This window comes from Schaalia odontolytica (genome assembly GCF_005696695.1).
GTDB classification, from domain to species: domain Bacteria; phylum Actinomycetota; class Actinomycetes; order Actinomycetales; family Actinomycetaceae; genus Pauljensenia; species Pauljensenia odontolytica_C.
Map to the genome: position 1 here is coordinate 1,419,288 of NZ_CP040006.1, position 18,945 is coordinate 1,438,232.

General features: G+C 65.9%; 13 protein-coding genes and 1 tRNA gene. 2 read left to right on the top strand and 12 right to left on the bottom strand.

The genetic code is table 11. The features are described 5' to 3' along the window. Positions 1-22 precede the first annotated feature (22 nt). The 3 genes from FBF35_RS06260 to glpA are packed head-to-tail and all read right to left on the bottom strand — an operon-like array spanning position 23 to position 4,136. Positions 23-1,306 (bottom strand): anaerobic glycerol-3-phosphate dehydrogenase subunit C, encoded by a 1,284-nt coding sequence (locus tag FBF35_RS06260; protein ID WP_060567429.1) that lies wholly within the window; start codon positions 1,304-1,306, stop codon positions 23-25. Beyond that, positions 1,303-2,553, bottom strand: coding sequence for a glycerol-3-phosphate dehydrogenase subunit GlpB (gene glpB / locus FBF35_RS06265; RefSeq protein ID WP_060567430.1), 1,251 nt, complete (start codon positions 2,551-2,553; stop codon positions 1,303-1,305). Before glpB ends, FBF35_RS06260 begins: the two co-directional genes overlap by 4 nt. Continuing rightward, entirely contained in the window at positions 2,550-4,136 is a 1,587-nt protein-coding gene (gene glpA / locus FBF35_RS06270) for an anaerobic glycerol-3-phosphate dehydrogenase subunit GlpA (RefSeq protein ID WP_060567532.1), read from the bottom strand. Before glpA ends, glpB begins: the two co-directional genes overlap by 4 nt. Positions 4,137-4,403: 267 nt before the next feature. On the opposite strand from glpA, the gene FBF35_RS06275 reads away from it, so the two are divergent. Beyond that, a complete protein-coding gene (locus FBF35_RS06275) occupies positions 4,404-6,425 on the top strand; it encodes a M13 family metallopeptidase (protein WP_060567431.1) in 2,022 nt (673 codons plus the stop codon). 115 nt (positions 6,426-6,540) lie between these two features. After that, positions 6,541-9,105 carry an aminopeptidase N gene (gene pepN / locus FBF35_RS06280; protein ID WP_060567432.1) on the top strand — a complete coding sequence of 855 codons (2,565 nt, stop codon included), beginning with the start codon at positions 6,541-6,543 and terminating at the stop codon, positions 9,103-9,105. 141 nt (positions 9,106-9,246) lie between these two features. On the opposite strand, the gene FBF35_RS06285 is transcribed toward pepN, so the two are convergent. The 9 genes from FBF35_RS06285 to obgE all read right to left on the bottom strand — a co-directional run bounded on the left by FBF35_RS06285 (position 9,247) and on the right by obgE (position 18,923). Beyond that, the gene (locus FBF35_RS06285; protein ID WP_187348939.1) at positions 9,247-10,410 is read right to left on the bottom strand and encodes an excalibur calcium-binding domain-containing protein; all 1,164 of its coding nucleotides are present in this window, start codon (positions 10,408-10,410) and stop codon (positions 9,247-9,249) included. A 268-nt stretch (positions 10,411-10,678) separates the two neighbouring features. Beyond that, the gene (locus tag FBF35_RS06290) at positions 10,679-12,604 is read right to left on the bottom strand and encodes a CAP domain-containing protein (protein WP_060567433.1); all 1,926 of its coding nucleotides are present in this window, start codon (positions 12,602-12,604) and stop codon (positions 10,679-10,681) included. A gap of 267 nt (positions 12,605-12,871) precedes the next feature. Then, positions 12,872-12,944: transfer RNA gene (locus tag FBF35_RS06295), tRNA-Ala, on the bottom strand. A 136-nt stretch (positions 12,945-13,080) separates the two neighbouring features. Further along, the gene (locus FBF35_RS06300; protein WP_060567434.1) at positions 13,081-13,815 is read right to left on the bottom strand and encodes a histidine phosphatase family protein; all 735 of its coding nucleotides are present in this window, start codon (positions 13,813-13,815) and stop codon (positions 13,081-13,083) included. Continuing rightward, positions 13,812-14,237, bottom strand: a complete 426-nt coding sequence (rsfS, locus tag FBF35_RS06305; RefSeq protein WP_060567435.1) for a ribosome silencing factor — start codon at positions 14,235-14,237, stop codon at positions 13,812-13,814. Before rsfS ends, FBF35_RS06300 begins: the two co-directional genes overlap by 4 nt. 13 nt (positions 14,238-14,250) lie before the next feature. Further along, positions 14,251-14,961: a nicotinate-nucleotide adenylyltransferase gene (gene nadD / locus FBF35_RS06310; RefSeq protein WP_060567436.1), complete on the bottom strand. Its 711-nt coding sequence runs from the start codon at positions 14,959-14,961 to the stop codon at positions 14,251-14,253. Next, positions 14,958-16,238: a glutamate-5-semialdehyde dehydrogenase gene (locus tag FBF35_RS06315; RefSeq protein ID WP_060567437.1), complete on the bottom strand. Its 1,281-nt coding sequence runs from the start codon at positions 16,236-16,238 to the stop codon at positions 14,958-14,960. Before FBF35_RS06315 ends, nadD begins: the two co-directional genes overlap by 4 nt. Positions 16,239-16,275: 37 nt before the next feature. After that, entirely contained in the window at positions 16,276-17,403 is a 1,128-nt protein-coding gene (gene proB / locus FBF35_RS06320) for a glutamate 5-kinase (protein WP_060567438.1), read from the bottom strand. After that, entirely contained in the window at positions 17,400-18,923 is a 1,524-nt protein-coding gene (obgE, locus tag FBF35_RS06325) for a GTPase ObgE (RefSeq protein ID WP_060567439.1), read from the bottom strand. The genes proB and obgE overlap by 4 nt, the downstream gene beginning before the upstream one ends. Positions 18,924-18,945 lie beyond the last annotated feature (22 nt).

The window sequence follows — 18,945 nt, forward strand, 5'->3', positions numbered from 1 at the left end:
CCCGGGGATATTCGCTGGTGTCTCAGCCGTTGGGCAAGCCGTAGGCCTTGTGGATCAGCCAGATCGGATGGACGACGTTCGCGCCCGTGGCCGTGCGCAGCTGCCAGCGGCACGTCTCCGTGTCACAGGCTGCCAGCTCGGCGTTGACCTGCTTGATGAAGTCGAAGACTGGGGCGCCCACGGCCTGGGCGATCGCGTACTTCTCCTTCTTCATGCCGTAGGTGCCCGCGATGCCGCAGCAGGGCTGCTCGGAATCCTTGACGGTCACGCCGGGGATCAGGCTCATGAGCTCGATCGCCGGCTTGCCCAGGCCCTGGGACTTGACCTGGCAGGGGGCGTGGTACGGGATGGTGACGTCGATGCGCTGGAAGTTCGTGTCCAGTTCACCCTTGTCGTACAGGTGCAGCAGGAACTCGCTGATGTCCCACGTGCGGGAGCCCACGTCGCGCAGCTCCGGGGTGTCCATCTCGAGGATCTCGTGGGCCTCATGACGCAGCATGCCGCCGCACGAACCGGACGCGGAGATGATCGGGGCGTCACGGTTGACGCTGCGCAGGTCGTTGGTCAGCTTGGAGACGTACTTGCGCGCGTCGTCGTACAGGCCGTTGGACTGCAGGGCCAGGCCGCAGCAGCCGTGCTTGGGAACCAGGACCTCGTAGCCCAGGTGTTCGAGCACCATGACCGAGTGGATCGAGGTCTCGACCTCGAAGAATTGGCCTGCGCATCCGTGGAAGAAGATGACCTGGCCGCGCGTGCCCGAGTTCGGCAGGGGCGTGTGCTTCTTGAACCAGGACTCGAAGGTGCGTCCGTAGGCGCGCGGCATGGGGGCCGAGCGGTGCACGCCAATGATGGCCTCCATCGCCATGCGGATCGGCTTCACGTCGAGCGCCCAGTTTGCGATCGGGGCGACCGGAGTCATCATCGTGCCAATCAGCGAGGTGCGCCCAATGAGGCGGTCGCGCATGGGGATGCCGTGGGCTTCCTTCATGGCGGTGCGGCGGTGGTGGATGATCTCGGTGACCTTCACGCCCTGGGGGCACACGAGCGAGCAGGTGCCGCACGAGGAGCAGTAGTCGATGGACTTGTCCACCATCTGCCCGTCCTTGCGGAAGCGCTCGGCCTGCGGGCCGGAGTACTTGGGGCCGGCGAACAGGTCGGTGACACGCATGACCGGGCACTGGGTCTCGCAGATCGTGCACTTCACGCACGAGTCGAGGCTGGCGCGCAGCGCGGCATCACCACTCAGGGCGAAGACGTCCTCTTCCTCCACGCCCGGTCCCATCAGCGTTGACATTTCCAGGGTCATTTCAGTTCCTCCACGATCGAGTCGACGGCCGCGAGCGCGCTGGCCAGCGCGATTCCTTCGCCGCTCTTTTCGCGCCAGCGGGTGGCGCCGGCCAGGTTTCCTCCGGCGGCGTACAGGTTGGGGCACACGGGCGCGCCTTCCTCGTTCAGGACGCGCATGTTGTCGTCCACGGCCAGGCCGGCCAGGAAGAGGGGCTGGTCCTCGCCCCAGAAGTCGGCGTGCAGGAGCTGTCCGGAGGCGCCCATGACGGGCAGGCCGCAGATGGTTTCGCGCACGGTGCCATAGGAGTCCATGTCCAGGGCGCCGGATTCGAATCCGCCGGCTGCGAGGATGAGGGATCGGGTTTCCACGATCGTGGAGCGTCCCGCGCTGGCGTACTCGACGGCGCTCACGCGTCCATCGCTCGTGTGTACGGCCTTGATCGGGGATCCGAGGACGACGCGGCACTTGGACGAGGCGATGCGGGTGAGCAGGGCGTTCAGGCGCATGCCGGGCACCGACGGGGGCTGGATCGGGATCTCGAAGACGGGGTGGCCGAGCTTGTCCGCCAGGTCGCGCCACGCGTTCGGATCCTCGAGGCCGAGGACTGCCGGCAGGCCGACGATTTCGCCTTCCTCGAGGAGGGGGCGGATCTGGTCTGCCAGGCGCGCGCGATTCTCCTCGCGGTCGAGGCTGCGCGCGTGGTTGGTGCCGGTCGAGTCGACCTCACCGTCGCGCACGACGTAGTCGACGGACAGGGCGCGCGCCTTGATCGGGGCGCCGTCGGGGCCGTTTTGGCGCGTCAGGTTTTCGGCGACGAGGCCGGGGTAGAAGTCCTTGAAACGGGCCAGTCCCACGATGGCGTAGCGGGCGCCCGCCTGGGGGATGCCTGCCTCCATCGAGGGCGGGATCAGGCAGGTGGGGCGCAGCGCACCAACGCCGGTGGGGATGCGCACGTTGCGGGTTTCGTCACCGATGAGCGCATCGGAACCGACGAGGTCCCGCAGCCATGCAACGGAGGCACCGACGTGGTCGGGGGTGACGTGGCTGTAGGGGTGGGTGGGACGCGAAGCCACGTGGCCTTCCAGTGCCTCGAGGGGCTTGTCGACCAGCTCGGGGCGGTAGCCGAGGATGTCGACCGTGCCCGTGCCGAGCTGAATGCCGCCCACGCCCTTCGTGACGAGGGTTACGCTCAGTCCGGCATCGGAAGCCTTGATCGCGGCGGCCAGGCCTGCCAGGCCAGCGCCGATAACGACGACGTCTCTCATCGAACAACCTCCTCGCTGGGTGCGGGCAGGTGCTCAACGTCGAGCGTGCCCTCGTGAATCCAGGCGTCCAGTGCAGCCTGCCTGGCTTGCTTGCCGAACATGATGGGCCACAATCCGATCCAGCGGTTCTTCAGGAAGAGGCGCAGGAGGGAGTTGGCGCGCATCGAGTCGATATCGCCGCGCTCGTGGGCGATGCCCGCGGCGCGCTGGGAGCAGAAGCCACCCTGGCAGGGGCCCATGCCCAGGCGCATCTGGCGACGAACGTCGTCGAACTGGCCCTTGGGCAGGGTGTCCATAACGTTTTCGAGCATGGCTCGCGTGGCCATCTCGCACTCGCAGATGATCTGCTCGTGGGAGGGGGATTCGTTGCGCGATTCGACATTGTCGAGGCGGTGGCCGATCGTGTAGAGGCGCTCTTCCTTGGCGGGGGGAACGGCCTCGTCGGCGGTCTTGCAGGCGCGCTGCTCGCCCATCTCCTCGCACATGATGTCGACGATGCGCTCGGCCATGAGGCGGTAGGTGGTGAGCTTGCCGCCCGCGATGGTGAGCATGCCGTAGACGCCGTCGCGCGTGTTGTGGTCGATGATGCTCATGCCGCGCGCCATGTGGCGGGTGTCGGTCGCAGACACGCGCGAGTCCTTGACGAGAGGGCGCGCGCCGGCCCAGGCGTGCACGGCGCGAGACTTGCGGAAGCCGGGGATCATGGCCTCGCCGGAGTCGAGCATCTGCTGGACTTGGTCGGCGGGGATAGACAGGCGATCCGGGTCGTCGGCCTTGAGGTCGGTCGTGCCGATGATGCAAACGGTGTGGTCGGGCACGAGGATGTCGCCGTCGGCGGGCCACACGCAGCGGTTAATGACCGAATGGCTCAGTCGGTGGTTCATCGCGATCATGATGCCGGCGCCCGGGACGACGTCGACGCCGTGGCAGTCGGCCATGGCGGCAATCTGTCCGGCCCAGGGGCCGCCGCAGTTGAGGACGAAGCCGCATTCGATGCGCACGTCTTCCCCTCCGCGCTCATCGTGGACGATGACGGCGCTGATGCGCTCACCCTCGCGTTCGATGGAGGTGACGCGGTGGTAGGTCAGGACCTGCGCCCCGTATGCCTGCGCGGAGCGGATCGCTCCCCAGGTCATCTGCCATCCGTCGACCGTGCCGTCCTGAACTTCGAAGGCACGCTTGATACGCGGGTCCAGGCGAGGTTCGCGGCGCAGCGCCTCGGCGATGGAGATTTCTGCGGCGGGCACCTTTGCAGCCGCGGCGCGGGCCAGGAACTGGTCCGCGTACTCTTCATCGTCCTGGGCGGTCACGACGAAGAGGCCGCCGGTGGCCTCGACGGCGTTAGCGTTGATGCGCTGGACGATCTCGTTTTCTTCGGCGCACTCGGTGGCCGACTCCGGATCGGACGCAATGTAGCGGCCGCCCGAGTGGAGCAGACCGTGGAAGCGACCGGAGGTTCCCTGAGCGATGTCCGCCCGGTCGACGAGGACGGCTGAGAAGCCGCGCATGGCGACGTCGCGGACGACGCCGGCACCGGTGGATCCGCCACCGATGACACACACGTCAGTGCGAAGTGTCTTCACCGTAAAAAATCCCTTCACCTCACTGATGAGGAAGTGCCTCATTGCTCCCTCCATAATGCCCGTCCCCCATCCATTTGAACGAATGTACACACGACTATGCACATATGTGCACAATGGGCGTGCATCAAACTCACATTCGCACTCACCCGCACAATTCCAGTCACAAATGACGAATAACATCCCATCAACATGACGTAAATACGGGCGGGTGCCACCCGAGGACCACTCACCTCACCTCATCCCCGTTTTTCCCCCTAGAGTTAAGGCATGACGAACACACTGCTGGCCCGAGTCCTCGACACCGCGTACACCGATTCGACGGTACGTCCCCAGGACGACTTCTACCGCCATGTCAACGGAACCTGGCTGGCGACACACACGATCCCCGCGGACCGCCCCATGGACGGGGCCTTCCACGCGCTGCGCGACGCCTCGGAAAAGCACGCCCGCGCCATCGCCCAGGATGCTGCCAATGGCACTCTCGACGATCCGGACGCGCAGCGCATCGCCACCCTGTGGACTCAATTCCTTGACGAGGACACCATCGAGGCAGCAGGAGCCACTCCCCTGCGCCCCGACCTCGACGCGATCAACGCCTGCGCAACCCACGAGGAACTCGCCCGCGAGATGGGCCGCCTCATGCGCGAGGGCATCGGGGGCCTCGTCGGCGCATACGTGGGCACCGACCCGCATGACTCATCGCGCTACATGGTCTCCCTCGTCCAGTCCGGCATCGGCCTGCCCGACGAGGCCTACTACCGCGAGGAGGATTACGCGCCGATCCGCGATGCCTACGTCGCGCACACCGCCCGCCTCCTCGGCCTCGCCGGTGTCCCCGACCATGAGGGCGCAGCCGCGCGCATCATGGAGTTGGAGACCCAGGTCGCCTCGCATCACCGTGACTCGGTGAGCAACCGCGACCCGCTGCTCTCCGACAACCCGACCCCCTGGGAGGAGATTGCTACCCTCGCCCCCGGCTTCGACTGGGACGCGTGGGCGCAGGGCGCGCGCATGCCCGTCGCCGGCCTCGTCGTGAACGTCGACCAGCCCGACTTCCTCATCGCTGCAGCCGCCCTGTGGGCCGCCACCGACCTGTCCATGCTCAAGGAGTGGCTGAGCGCCTCGGCGATCGACTGCCACGCGTCGCTCCTGTCGAGCGATTTCGTGAACGAGAACTTCGACTTCCACGGTCGCACTCTGTCCGGCACACAGGAACTGCGCCCGCGCTGGAAGCGGGCCCTCGGACTCATCGAGGCCTACCTGGGCGAGGCCATGGGCCGCGCGTGGGTGGCCCGCCACTTCCCGCCCAACGCCAAGGAGGCCATGGACGCGCTGGTGCGCCGACTCCTCGACGCCTACGGCGAGTCGATCCGTGGCCTCGACTGGATGAGCGAGGACACCAAGGTCAAGGCGCTGGACAAGCTCGCGACCTTCAACCCCAAGATCGGCTACCCCGTCAAGTGGCGCGACTACTCGACGCTGCACCTGGACCCCGAGGCTACGATCGTCGAGAACGTGCGCACCGCCAACGCCCACGCCACCGACCGTGAGTGGGCCAAGCTGGGCCGCCCGGTGGACCGCGACGAGTGGTACATGACCCCCCAGACGGTCAACGCCTACTACAACCCCACCCAGAACGAGATCGTCTTCCCCGCCGCGATTCTCCAGCCTCCGTTCTTCGACACCGAGGCCGACGACGCGGTGAACTTCGGCGCGATCGGCGCGGTCATCGGCCACGAGATCGGGCACGGCTTCGACGACCAGGGCTCACGCTACGACGGGGCGGGCAACCTGTCGAACTGGTGGACGGATGAGGACCGCGCCGCCTTCGAAGAGCGAACGCACGCCCTCATCGAGCAGTACGACGCGCTCACACCTGCCATCCTCCTCGAGCAGGGTGAGGAGTCGGAGGAAGGCGACGAACGCACGCTCCCCCACGTCAACGGCGCACTCACGATCGGCGAGAACATCGGCGACCTCGGCGGCCTGACCATCGCGTGGAAGGCATGGGCGGCCTCGCTCGCTGAGCAGGGGCTGACCCCGCAGTCCGCTCCCGTCATCGACGGCATCACGGGTCCGCAGCGCTTCTTCTACTCGTGGGCACGCGCCTGGCGCACGGCCACGCGCCCCCAGTTCGCGCGCCAGATGCTGGCGATCGACCCCCACTCGCCCGCTGAGTTCCGCTGCAACCAGGTACTGAAGAACCTTGACACTTTCGCCCGGGCCTTCGACGTGACCCCCACCGACGCGATGTGGCTGGAACCCTCCCAGCGCGTCACCATCTGGTGAAAGCGTGTCCCAGCCGACAAAATGCGGCGCGCCCCGCGCAATCACACCCAACACATGACAACATAGGAATGTTGAGCGCAACAGCGCTCCCATTCCATCGACGGAAAGGCAACCCATGCCAGGCCTGAACCTGACTCGCGAGGAAGCGACCGAGCGCGCCTCGGTCATTTCCTCTGTGACCCGCTATGAGATCTCCCTGGACCTCACGCGCGGAGACACCGACTTCGGTTCATTCACCCGCATCGAGTTCGACGCGCGCGAAGGCGCCTCCACGTTCGCTGACCTCGTGTCCAACAACGTCCACTCGATCACGCTGAACGGCAATGCCCTGGACCCCTTCTCGGTGCACCAGGACAACCGCATCGCGCTGGAGAACCTTGCCGAGCACAACGTCCTCGAAGTTGAGGCATCCTGCCAGTACATGCACACCGGCGAGGGCCTGCACCGCTTCGTCGACCCCGCCGACGGCCAGGCCTACACCTACTCCCAGTTCGAGGTCCCGGACGCCCGCCGCGTCTACACGACCTTCGAGCAGCCCGACCTGAAGTCCACCTTCACCCTCACGGTCAAGGCCCCCAAGGGTTGGAAGGTCTTCTCCAACGCGCCGACCCCCACCCCCGAGGAAGAGGGCGAGGCCTGGATCTACCGCTTCGCGACCACCGAGGTCATGTCGACCTACATCACCGCGATCGTCGCCGGCCCCTACGAGGGCACGACGGCCACGCTGACCTCCTCCGACGGCCGCACGATCGACCTGGGGGTCTACGCCCGTGCCTCGATCGTTGAGCACCTGGATGCCGACGAGATCATCGAGATCACCCGCCAGGGCTTCGAGTTCTTCGAGGGTGCCTACGGCATCGCGTACCCCTTCACCAAGTACGACCAGATCTTCGTGCCCGAGTACAACGCGGGCGCTATGGAGAACGCCGGCTGTGTGACCTTCCGCGACGCCTACGTATTCCGCACCCGTCCCACCGAGGCTCAGATGGAGGCTCGCGCTAACACGATCCTGCACGAGCTGGCACACATGTGGTTCGGCGACCTGGTCACCATGAAGTGGTGGAACGACCTGTGGCTCAACGAGTCTTTCGCCGAGTTCATGAGCCACCTGGCTCTGGCCGAGGCCACCAAGTACACCGAAGGCTGGACGGGCTTCATGGTCCGCAAGGACTGGGGTCTCAAGCAGGATCAGCTGCCCACGACCCACCCGATTACGGCCGAGATCCGCGACCTGGCCGACGTCGAGGTCAACTTCGACGGCATCACCTACGCCAAGGGCGCCTCCGTGCTGCGCCAGCTCGTCTCCTACGTGGGACGCGACGCCTTCTTCGCGGGCCTGCACGAGTACCTGACGAAGCACTCCTACGCCAACGCCACGCTGGACGACCTGCTCTCCGAGCTGGCCGCCGCCTCGGGCCGCGACCTGGCCTCGTGGTCGAAGGTGTGGCTGGAGGAAGCCGGCGTCACCCTCCTGCGTCCGGTCATCACGACCTCTGAGGACGGCACGATCGAGCGCCTCGAGATCATGCAGGAAGCCTTCTCCGAGGGTGCCTCCCTGCGCCCGCACCGCATGGGCGTGGCCGGCTACTCGCTGACCGAAGAGGGCACGCTGGCCCAGGTCTTCCGCGAGGAGCTCGACATTGACGGCGCGTCCACGGTCATCGAAGCCGCCGCGGGCATCGCTCGCCCGGACTTCATCCTCGTCAACGACGGAGACCTCGGCTACGCCAAGGTCCGCCTCGACGAGCAGTCCCTGGCCTTCGCGATCACCAACATCACCAAGTTCACGGACTCCCTGACCCGCGGCGTCGTCATGGCCTCCGCGTGGGACATGACCCGCGACGGCGAGATGCCGGCACGCGACTACCTGAACCTGGCCCTGCGCGCCGTTCCCGTCGAGGACAACATGAGTCTCCTGACGCTCACCCTGCGTCACATCGACGAGGCCGTGCGCACCTTCGTGGCACCGCAGTACCGCGCCGAGGCCGCCGAGGACACGGGCCGTCGCCTGCTCCTCCTGGCTCGCACTGCCGCCTCCGGCTCCGACGCGCAGCGCATGCTCGTCGCAGCCGCGGCCCGCAACGCGACCAGCCCCGAGCAGTTCGAGGCCATCCGCGCCCTCTACGACGGCACCCAGACCCTGGACGGCCTGGACCTCGACGTCGACCTCAAGTGGGACCTGCTGATCGCCCTGGTGCGCGGAGGCGCCGCAACCGAAGAGGACATCGCAGCCCTGGAGGCCACCGACGACACAATGACCGGTCACCAGAACGCGGCCGCCGCTCGTGCGGCTCGCGAGGGCGAGTGGATCAAGGCCGACGTGTGGGACAAGGTCCTCACCGACACCTCGATCCCCAACGACACCCGCTGGGCGATGATCTCGGGCTTCTGGGCGCAGGCGCGTACCAACCCGTCGGCATACGCCAGCTACGTGGGCGAGTACTTCGAGGCCCTGGCGGGCATCTGGGAGACCTTCACCTTCCACACCGCCGAGGACCTCACGACGCTGCTCTTCCCGAATGCGCTGGCGGGCTACGCCCCCGAGGTCGACGTGGTCGCCTCCGGCAAGGCCTGGATCGAGGCTCACGCGGACGCGTCCGCCGGCACGATCCGCATCATCCGCGAGCTCATCGACGTGTGTGAGCGTCAGATCGCCAACCAGGCGGTGGACGCGGGCTGATCAGCCTCTCAGAGACGCCAGGGGGCGTGGCCGCGTGGCCACGCCCCCTTCGTCTGTCTACCCGTACTGTCGCTTCTTGAACGTCTTGTGACAGGAAGAATCCGGGCCCGATCTTTCGACCGGGCCCGGATTACTCACTGATTAACGCCCACGGTGATACTCACAGGCGATACCGTCACCATCACGGTCAAGATCAAGGCTGTAACCGGGCTGTCCCCGATACAGAGGAGCTTTGCCCGCACGCCTCACCTCGTCACAGTTCTTGTAATACGCGGAAGAAGAGGAACCGCCGCTGCTTGCCGATGGGGCCGAGGCAACCGGGTACAGGCCCCACCACACGCCCGAGTCGTAGAACCAGTGGCGCTCGCCGCCAATCCACTGAGTACCTGTCACCATGACGCCAGACGCGTTCAGGTAGTACCAGGAGCCTTCCTGGCTGAGCCAGCCGGTAACCATCGCACCGGACTCGTTGAAGTAGTACCAGGAGCCACCGACCGCGTTCCAACCACTCACCATGACGCCCGAGCCGTTCAGGTAGAACCAGGTACCGCCCTGGCTGAGCCAGCCGGTCTTCATGGCGCCGGAGGAGTTCAGGAAGTACCAGGAACCACCCTGCTTGAGCCAGCCGGTGACCATCGCACCGGACTCGTTGAAGTAGTACCAGGTGCCGCCAATCGCGTTCCAACCGCTCACCATCGCACCCGAGCCACTGAGGTAGTACCAGGTGCCGCCCTGGTTAAGCCAGCCAGTCTTCATGGCACCGGAGGCCTCCAGGTAGTACCAAGTGCCATCGACCGTGATCCAGCCAGTGCGCATCACTCCGCTCTGCGGGTCCAGGAAGTACCAGGTTCCCGACACATTGGCCCATCCGCGCACCTGAGCACCCGAGGGCGCAAAGTACTCCCACGCTCCCCCAAGGTTGTACCACCCGGTCACCATGTATCCGCTGCCGTTGAATCGGTATGTTGCCCCATCGATGTCACGCTTTTCATCGCGTGCGTACGACCCATTGTCCAGGTCATACCACCAGCCCACCGAATCCATCTTCCACGAGGGCTTCGGCGCGGGGGCCGGTTCCGGGGTGGGGGCCGGTTCCGGGGTGGGGGCCGGTTCCGGGGTGGGGACAGGCTCAGGGGTGGGGGATGAATCCGCCGTAGGTTCAGCGGTGGGATCCACCGTCGGCTCCCCCACCGGGACCTCGACGGCGACGCCCACAGGCTCACCGTCTTGGCTCGAAACGGCTGGGAAGGCATAAGCGGGAGCCAACGGGCCAACAACGAGGGCGGCAGCACCAAGGGCTGCCATCACGCTCCTGCGCATATTGATGGGTCGCATATCTTATTCCTCTCTGAATAGAAGACGGTGAGCGCGCACATCCCTTCAGCGGGCCAGGTACGCTCTGTCGACGAATGCACATTAGTTTCGCAGCATTCCTTTACTGACTATACACAAGGTAAAGTGACACACCAAATAAGACGCCATCCTCGTTGCCAGTCGCGGTGAAAAGACATCGATACGCACGAAAAAGCCCCGCCGATGAGCAAACTCACCGGCGGGGCTTCAGAGTGATACGTCAGCGCTTAGCTCGACGCGATGCGACAACCGCACCAGCGCCGGCAACCAGAACCGCAACGGCTCCCACGCCCACCCACACGGAGGACGCACCGGTTGCTGCGAGGGCATCAGCGCGCGCCTGCGTCGGGGTGGAAGCATCCCGGGATGCAGGGGTGGAGGCCTGCGTCGGATCAGCACTCGGGGTGATGTCAACGCGAGCAGTCACCGTTCCCTGATCGTCGGCGGGAGCGTTCGTCTCAGGTGCAGCCGGGGTGGTATCACCGTTCGCAGGGGCGGAAGGCGCAACAGACGGGTCACCGCCACCGTTGGCGGGGGCCGAAGGCGCGGCAGACGGGTCGCCACCACCGTTGGCGGGGGCCGAAGGCGCGGCAGACGGAACGGAAGGAGCAGGCGTCTGACCGGGCTTCTGGCCCACGGAGGGGTTGTCGTCGCCGTTCGCGAGCGCGGATGCCTCATCCGACGAGGCCTGCTGATCCGGCGTCGAACCGGCACCGTCACCCACGGAGGGGTTGTTGCCATCCTGCTCGACAGAGAGGGTCGTGCAGCGCATGAGGACATCGCGATACTCGGTGGCGGTCAGGTAGCGGCCAGCGTTCTCGCCCCCCTGCAACGTGACGCCACCATCCTTTTCGGGGCGCACGGCGGTCTGGGATGCAATGGACTCCGCGACACGATCAAGCTCAGCGTCGATATCCGCGAGAGAGGTGGCGGGCTTGCTCTCCTCAGCCGAGGCCAGGTACTCGTCCAGAGCAGCCTGAGCGGCGTTGACAGACGCCTGCGCATCAATCACGGCCTGCTGACGATCAGCGGAGGGTGCGGTGTCGGCGGGTGCGGGAGTCGAGGTCGCGGGAGCAGCAGATCCAGCCTTTGCTGGGAGGCTCGACACGTCGACGGGGAGGGCAACACCGGGAAGGGAGCCCACCTTGTTCTGCCAGGAGTTGGCGCGCTGCGCGTCTCCGCCACCCGCGAGGCCGGAGACGTAGTTGGTGTTGTCGGCGTTGAAAGCGGAACCGTCGAAGCCGTACGCGGACGCAGTATCGCCAGTCGTGTGGAAGCGCGACACGTTGGGCGAGCCGCCGGTGACGGCGTAGAACTTCTGCGTGCCGTAGATACGCGTGAAGTTACCGTGCTTCGCGATGTGCACGCCGACGCCAACAACGTTGTTCTGGGCCAGCATGTTCTTGTCGTGGCCAGAGGAGTTCTTCCACTGATCGAAGAGGGCGTCTGCCGCCTGCATCGGGTTCTTGGAGGTGCCGTAGGCGCCCCACTTGTCGCCAAAGTTCTCACGGTGGTTGTAGGCGATGTTCTCACCGGCGTAGGTCGTGTCACCGCCGTCGAGCTTGCCTGCGCCGAAGTACTTGTAGTCCGGGTCGTGGCTGAAGTCATCGCTGTCCGACATGTGCTTGCTCCACGCACGAGCGTCGGTGGTCACCGTGTCAGAGACAACCAGCTCCGGCAGGCCAGCGTTGGCTCGGTAGGCGTTCATCTTCTGAATGACGAGAGCCTCGATGATCCGCGCCTGGGTGGCGTCGTCAACCTGGGACCAGTCAACCCAGTCGAGGCCCCGGCTCGCAGTATCCGCTGCGGGCGCAGCCTCACCGGCGGAGGAGGTGGGCTCAAGGGCGCTCTGCTGCGCCGCCTCGAGTGCGGCCTGCGCATCGGCGAGGGCAGCTCGCAGCTCGGACTCACGGGCGGGGTCCAGGGCGGGTGTCGCAGAGTTACCCGCGGCCGCGGCGGCGTAGCTCGCCAGAAGCGGATTGTATTCAGCGGTGATGCGACCTTCCGCCCCCGACAGGGCGTTGCAGAACGCGTCGCTGGTCGTCTCGTTTCCCTCAGCGAGGGTGGGGATGACAACGAGCGAAGCCGCGATCGTGGTTGCAGCGAGAACCACGGACGTGTGTGTACGAGTGAGCTGGAACGACATTGACTACCGGCCTAACACGATGGAACAAGAACAGGTAAATCTTTCCACGCGGTACAGCATTTTTCAAGGTTTTTTCAGTAAGTCTTTACAGGTGAATCCACCTATTTTCAATGCTTTCTCAGTTTGACAGATTTTGAACATCCCATATGCCGATACCGAAACGTTATAATTCGGATAAAACAACTGACCAAGCTGCAATCACAAGCATGACCACTGCTCACGCAATAAAAAAAATCGACACCCGAAATCGGATGTCGAAATTTTCTGTGGAGCTAGGGGGATTCGAACCCCCGACCTCTTCCATGCCATGGAAGCGCGCTACCAACTGCGCCATAGCCCCGTTATTTAGTTCGTCGCCCTGGCGACCTGATAAATAATAGCGGACCTTTCAAGAATGACGCAAATCCAATCGAGTGCCCCTCGTCACAACGCTCAATAACCTTGATATTCGGCGGTAACGAGGGGCCCGAGAGCCATCATGCCCCCAAAATGTCCTCACGAGAGCCGATGTTATGCGACGCCAGCCGCCACCCGCTGATGGCCGCGCTCTTAGAGGTCGACATCCCGACAGGCACGAGCTCCGACCAGTGGCAGTTATCGACTCCGCGCAGCCCATTGAAAACCGCCGGATCCAGGCCCAGCAGCGACACGATGCCGCGCGCGATCGCAGAGCCATGCGAAACGACGATCAGAGACTGGTCCCCGCGGCACGCCCGTGCCGCTTCCAGGACGGCATCGCGAACGCGCTCACCCACGACCTCGGAGCGTTCCACCTCGGCGATGTCACACTCCCCCTGCGCGCGATACTGCGCGTAGGCCTCGGGCTGCTCGGCGGCTATCTCCTCGTAGGTCTTGCCCTCAAAGCTCCCGTAGAAGCGCTCCGTAAGCCGCTCGTCGAGTTCCGGCCCCTCGCACGGGTAGCCCGCGATGTCAAAGACGCGTGCGATGATCCTCGCAGTATCCACCGCGCGCCCCAGGGGCGAGCTCACGATGCGCACTCCCCCGTCGTCGTAGCTGCGCCCATCTTCGGCGGCAATCATGCCAACCTCGGCACTCGGCTCGCACAGGCGGCTCACCAGCACGCCGGCGGCACCCGCCGCCTGGGAACGACCGGCCTCGTTCAGGGGCTGATCGATACGCCCCTGAAAGCGCCGTGCAAGGTTGAAGTCCGTCTGGCCGTGGCGCAGCAGGACGATCCGCGAGGCGCTCACTGCGCACTCTCCACCCCGTGCGCGGCAGCACGCTCGGCGGCAGCGGCGCGGGCCTCGTCGGTGTCTACGTCAATCGGCACGGCCGGGCAGTCGCCCCACAGGCGCTCGAGAGCGTAGTACTCGCGTTCTTCCTCGGACAGGACGTGGACGAGCAGATCCGAGTAGTCCAGGAGCACCCACGTACCCTCCGCGCGCCCCTCGATGTGGGCGGGGCGGCGCTGATGCTCGGCCCAGATACGATCCATGATGTCCTCGGCAATAGCACGCACCTGACGGTCCGTCGGCGCCGAAACAACCACGAAGGCGTCCGCCAGGGCGAGCTTGCTGGTCACGTCAACAAGCACCGGGTTGATACCGCCGCGGTCGTGCGCGGCGCGAGCAACCAGGCTCGCCAGTTCTGCGGTAGCGTCGGGAAGGCTCACGTTTCTCCTTGGGTTAGGACCGGTACAGGCCGTATTTGTTGATGTATTGGACGACGCCGTCGGGCACCAGGTACCACACCGGCTTGCCCTCTTCGACGCGCGTGCGGCAGTCCGTCGACGAGATCGCCATAGCGGGGACCTCCAGCAGCGACACGGACTCGTGCGGCAGGCCGGGATCCGACAGGTTGTGCCCGGGGCGCGTCACGCCGATGAAGTGCGCCTGCTCAAAGAGCTTGTCGGCGTCCTTCCACTGCGCGATCTGTGCCAGCGCGTCGGCACCCGTGATGAAGTAGAAATCCGAGTCCGGGTATTCGCGCGACAGGTCCGCCAGCGTATCGATCGTGTAGGTCGTCCCACCGCGGTCAATATCCACGCGAGACACGGCGAAGCGCGGGTTCGACGCCGTTGCAACGACCGTCATCAGGTAGCGGTGCTCCGCCGAGGTCACGCGTCGATCCGCCTTGAAGGGCTGCATGGCCGCCGGGACGAAGACGACCTGGTCGAGGCCGTAGACGTCCATGACCTCCGAGGCCGCAACGAGGTGGCCGTGGTGGATCGGATCGAAGGTACCGCCCATGATGCCGATCGCGCGGCGCCGACGCAGCGCGCGCGGGGGATGCTGGGGCGAGGCCGGGGCCGCGGTCGCCCCCGCCGTGGCCTCGGTGGTCTTTTCGATCGCGGCCTCGTCGGAGGACTGCACCGTGTGGTTATCCTGCGCACTCACGGGCGGATCGTTCCTTCACCCTCGTAGATCCACGTGGTCGTCGTGAGCTCCGCGAGGCCCATCGGGCCACGCGCGTGCAACTTCTGCGTCGAGATACCCACCTCGGCGCCCAGACCCAGCTGACCGCCGTCCGTGAAGCGCGTCGAGGCGTTCACCGCGATAGCCGCGGCATCGATGCCCGATCGGAACGCGCGCACGACGGCCACATCGGATGCCACGATGCCCTCCGTATGCCCCGAGGAATAGCGGCGAATATGCTCAATCGCCTCGTCAACGTCGGCGACGACGCGCACAGCCAGATCCATCGAGAGGTACTCGGTCTCCCAGTCGGCCTCGGTTGCATCGACGATCATCTCAGCATCGATCGAAGGCTGGCCATCGACAACGGCCCGGGTGGCCTCATCCGCGTGGATCGTCACGCCAGCCGTCGTCAGACGGGTAACGGCAGCGACGAGGAAACGCTCGGCAACGTCGGCGTGCACGAGCAGCGTCTCCGCCGCGTTGCACACGCCCACGCGCTGCGTCTTCGCGTTCATGATGATGGCCTCAGCGGCCTCCAGGTCAGCGGAGGCATCCACGTACACATGGCAGTTACCCGTGCCCGTCTCGATAACCGGAACCCGCGACTCTTCGACGACAGCATTGATAAGCCCCGCTCCCCCTCGCGGAATCAGCGCATCGATCGCGCCACGCGCACGCATCATCGCTCGGGCGCCCGCGCGGCCCCACGGATCCACCGTGGTGATCGCATCGGCGGGCAGGCCGACGGAGGTCAGCGCATCGCGGCACACCTCGATGAGAACGCGATTCGAGGACTGTGCGGCGCTTCCACCGCGCAGCACGACCGCGTTGCCGGCCTTCAGAGCGAGCGAGGCAGCGTCGATCGTCACGTTGGGGCGGGCCTCGTAGATGATGCCGATAACGCCCAGGGGGACGCGCTCCTGCGTCACGCGCAGGCCAATATCGGTGCGCATTCCACGCACGACCTGACCGATCGGGTCGGGCAAACCCGCGATCTCGCGGACAGCCTCGGCGATTCCACGAATACGATCGGGGGTCAGAGCGAGGCGATCCAGCAGGCCCTCGCTCATCTGCTCCGCGCGACCGCGGGCGACATCTTCAGCATTAGCGGCCAGAATCTGGTCACTGCGATCAATGAGCGCAGCCGCAATCGCCTCGAGACCGCGGTTTTTTACCTGGGTCGTCGCGTTCGCGAGCACTCGCGCCGCAGCGCGAGCAGCATCCGTCACCTGGGAAATATCTGCAGCAGTATCCACCGGCCCATCATGGCACACGAGAGCCTGTCAAGCCGCGTCAGTCAGCGCTCAGCGCAGAAAATGCGTCGCCCAACACCGCCAGATCGTCGCGGTGGATGGCCGGCCTGGGATGCTCATGACCCGCAGCCTGCAGTTCCGCCGTGCCCGATCCTGCGATCTCGGCCAGCGTGTCGGAGTCGTATCCCGACACACCGCGGGCGACCAGTCCCGTCGGGGAAGCCACGTCGACGACGTCGCCGGCCTCGAAGTGGCCAAGCACGGAACGTACGCCGGCGACCAGCAGAGACTTCTTGCCGACCGTGATCGCCTGGGCTGCGCCCTCGTCGACGATGATTTCGCCGCGCGACGGAGCCACGTGGGCGATCCACAGGCGGCGCGAGGCCGGACGCTCCCGCGACGGCTCGAACCACGTACCGACGTTCTTGCCCGCAAGCACCGACTCCAGAGCATCCGCGGATGCCAGCTGCACGCCGATGCCGCTGGTGGTCGCCAGCATGGCGGCCTGCACCTTCGTCGCCATGCCGCCCGTGCCCACGCGAGAGCCAGCGCCGGTCACGAGCACGCTCATGAGGTCGTCCGCGCTCTCAACGCGCTCGATCAGCTTCGAGCCCGGGTGGTCCGGAGGAGCCGTGTAGAGGCCGTCGACGTCCGTCAGCAGCACGAGGGCATCGGCCTTGATCATCTGCGCGATGAGCGCGGCGAGGCGATCGTTGTCGCCGAAACGCAGCTCGCGGGTGGTCACCGCATCGTTCTCGTTGAGAATCGGGACGACGCCGAGGCCGAGGAGACGCGTCAGCGACGCGCGCACGTTCGTGTAGTGGTCGCGGCGCATCACGTCGTCCGTGGTCAGCAGAACCTGGGCGGCATCGAGGTGATGCGCCTGGAATGCGGCCGTCCACCGCGCCATCAGAAGCCCCTGGCCCATCGCGGCAGCGGCCTGCACGCTCGGCAGGTCCTTCGGTTTCGAGGTGAAGCCGAGCGGATCAAGGCCCGCCGCGACCGCACCCGACGACACGATGACGACCTCTCGGTCCGCCCCGCGCCAGCGCGCCACGAGGCGCGCGACCGAGTCGATACGGTTCAGGTCCAGGCCGCCGTCCTCGCGCGTGAGCGACGACGAGCCGATCTTGACGACGATGCGAGAAGCCGCGGACACTCCACTCATGACTGATCCGACGCGTCGGTCCAGTGTCCGGCCTGGCGCTCCGTCCACAGCTCGTCACGGGCAGCGGTCTTGGCATCCATGACCTGGTGGTACACCTCGCGGCGCTCCTTGCGGCTTGGACGCGCGTTCTGGTCCAGGCGCAGGTCGGTGCCGCGCGAGCCCAGCAGCTCCGGTCCGGTCGTCAGGGTCGGCTCCCAGTCGAAGACGACGCCTCCATCCAGGTCGCCGATCACGACGGTGTCGCCAGCAACCGCGCCGGCCTTCATCAGTTCGTCCTCAACGCCCGCTGCGTTCAGGCGATCCGCAAGGTAGCCCACGGCCTCGTCGTTGGCGAAGTCGGTCTGACGCACCCAGCGCTCCGGCTTGTCGCCGCGCACCTGGAAGACTTCCTCGCCATCCTTACGGGTCTTGCGCACGGTGATCTCCACGCTGCGCCCGACAGCCTTAGGACGGATGACGGGACGAGCAGCCTCGAGGGCGGGACGCTTCGCGCGCTCCGCCTCGACGATACCGGCTAGAGCAAAGGACAGCTCCTTCAGGCCCTCGTGGGACACGGCAGACACCTCAAGGACGGGCCAGCCGAAAGACTCCAGGTCCGGGCGCGTAATCTCGGCGAGATCACGCCCATCCGGGATGTCGATCTTGTTCAAAACGATGACGCGGGGGCGCTCCATGATCGGCACGTAGCCCTCGACCTGCGTCAGGTCACCCTGGTAAGCCTCCAGCTCTGCCTCGATGATGCGCAGGTCCTCAACCGGCTCGCGATCAGTCTCGAAGGCGGCCGTGTCGAGCACGTGCACGATGACGGCGCAACGCTCGATGTGGCGCAGAAAGTCAAGGCCGAGGCCTCGTCCCTGAGAGGCACCGGGGATCAGGCCGGGAACGTCGGCGACCGTGTAGCGCGTGTCGCCGGCCGACACGACGCCCAGGTTCGGGACCAGCGTCGTAAAGGGGTAATCGGCGATCTTCGGGCGCGCCGAGCTCAGGGCCGCAATCAGCGAGGACTTACCCGCCGACGGGAAGCCAACGAGAGCCACATCCGCGACGGACTTCAGCTCAAGGATGACGTCGCGCTCCTCGCCGGGCTCGCCCAGCAGGGCAAAGCCAGGGGCCTTACGAGCCTTCGACGCCAGCGCCGCGTTGCCCAGGCCGCCGCGGCCGCCCTCGGCGACCACGTATCGGGCGCCCGCACCCGTCAGGTCAGAGAGCAGCTCACCCGACATCGACTTGACGACCGTGCCCTCGGGAACCGGCAGGATGATGTCCGCGCCGGTCTTACCCTGACGGAAGTCACCCATGCCGGGCGTGCCGTTATCCGCACGACGATGCGGGCTACGGTGGTAGTTCAGCAGCGTGGTCTCCTGCTCGCTCACCTCCAGGATGACCGAGCCGCCATTGCCACCGTCTCCGCCATCAGGGCCGGCCAGCGGCTTGAACTTTTCACGCTTAATCGAGGCAACGCCGTTACCGCCGTTGCCACCCATCGCATGCAGAGTCACGCGATCCACGAAGTCTGCCACTGTTGCTCCTGACGACTGAAAA

Coding starts and splice junctions, on each gene's coding strand:
- glpB (WP_060567430.1), bottom strand. CDS start 2,553: ATGAGAGACGTCGTCGTTATCGGCGCTGGCCTGGCAGGCCTGGCCGCC.
- pepN (WP_060567432.1), top strand. CDS start 6,541: ATGCCAGGCCTGAACCTGACTCGCGAGGAAGCGACCGAGCGCGCCTCG.
- FBF35_RS06275 (WP_060567431.1), top strand. CDS start 4,404: ATGACGAACACACTGCTGGCCCGAGTCCTCGACACCGCGTACACCGAT.
- FBF35_RS06285 (WP_187348939.1), bottom strand. CDS start 10,410: ATGGCAGCCCTTGGTGCTGCCGCCCTCGTTGTTGGCCCGTTGGCTCCC.
- FBF35_RS06260 (WP_060567429.1), bottom strand. CDS start 1,306: ATGACCCTGGAAATGTCAACGCTGATGGGACCGGGCGTGGAGGAAGAG.
- proB (WP_060567438.1), bottom strand. CDS start 17,403: ATGAGTGGAGTGTCCGCGGCTTCTCGCATCGTCGTCAAGATCGGCTCG.
- FBF35_RS06290 (WP_060567433.1), bottom strand. CDS start 12,604: ATGTCGTTCCAGCTCACTCGTACACACACGTCCGTGGTTCTCGCTGCA.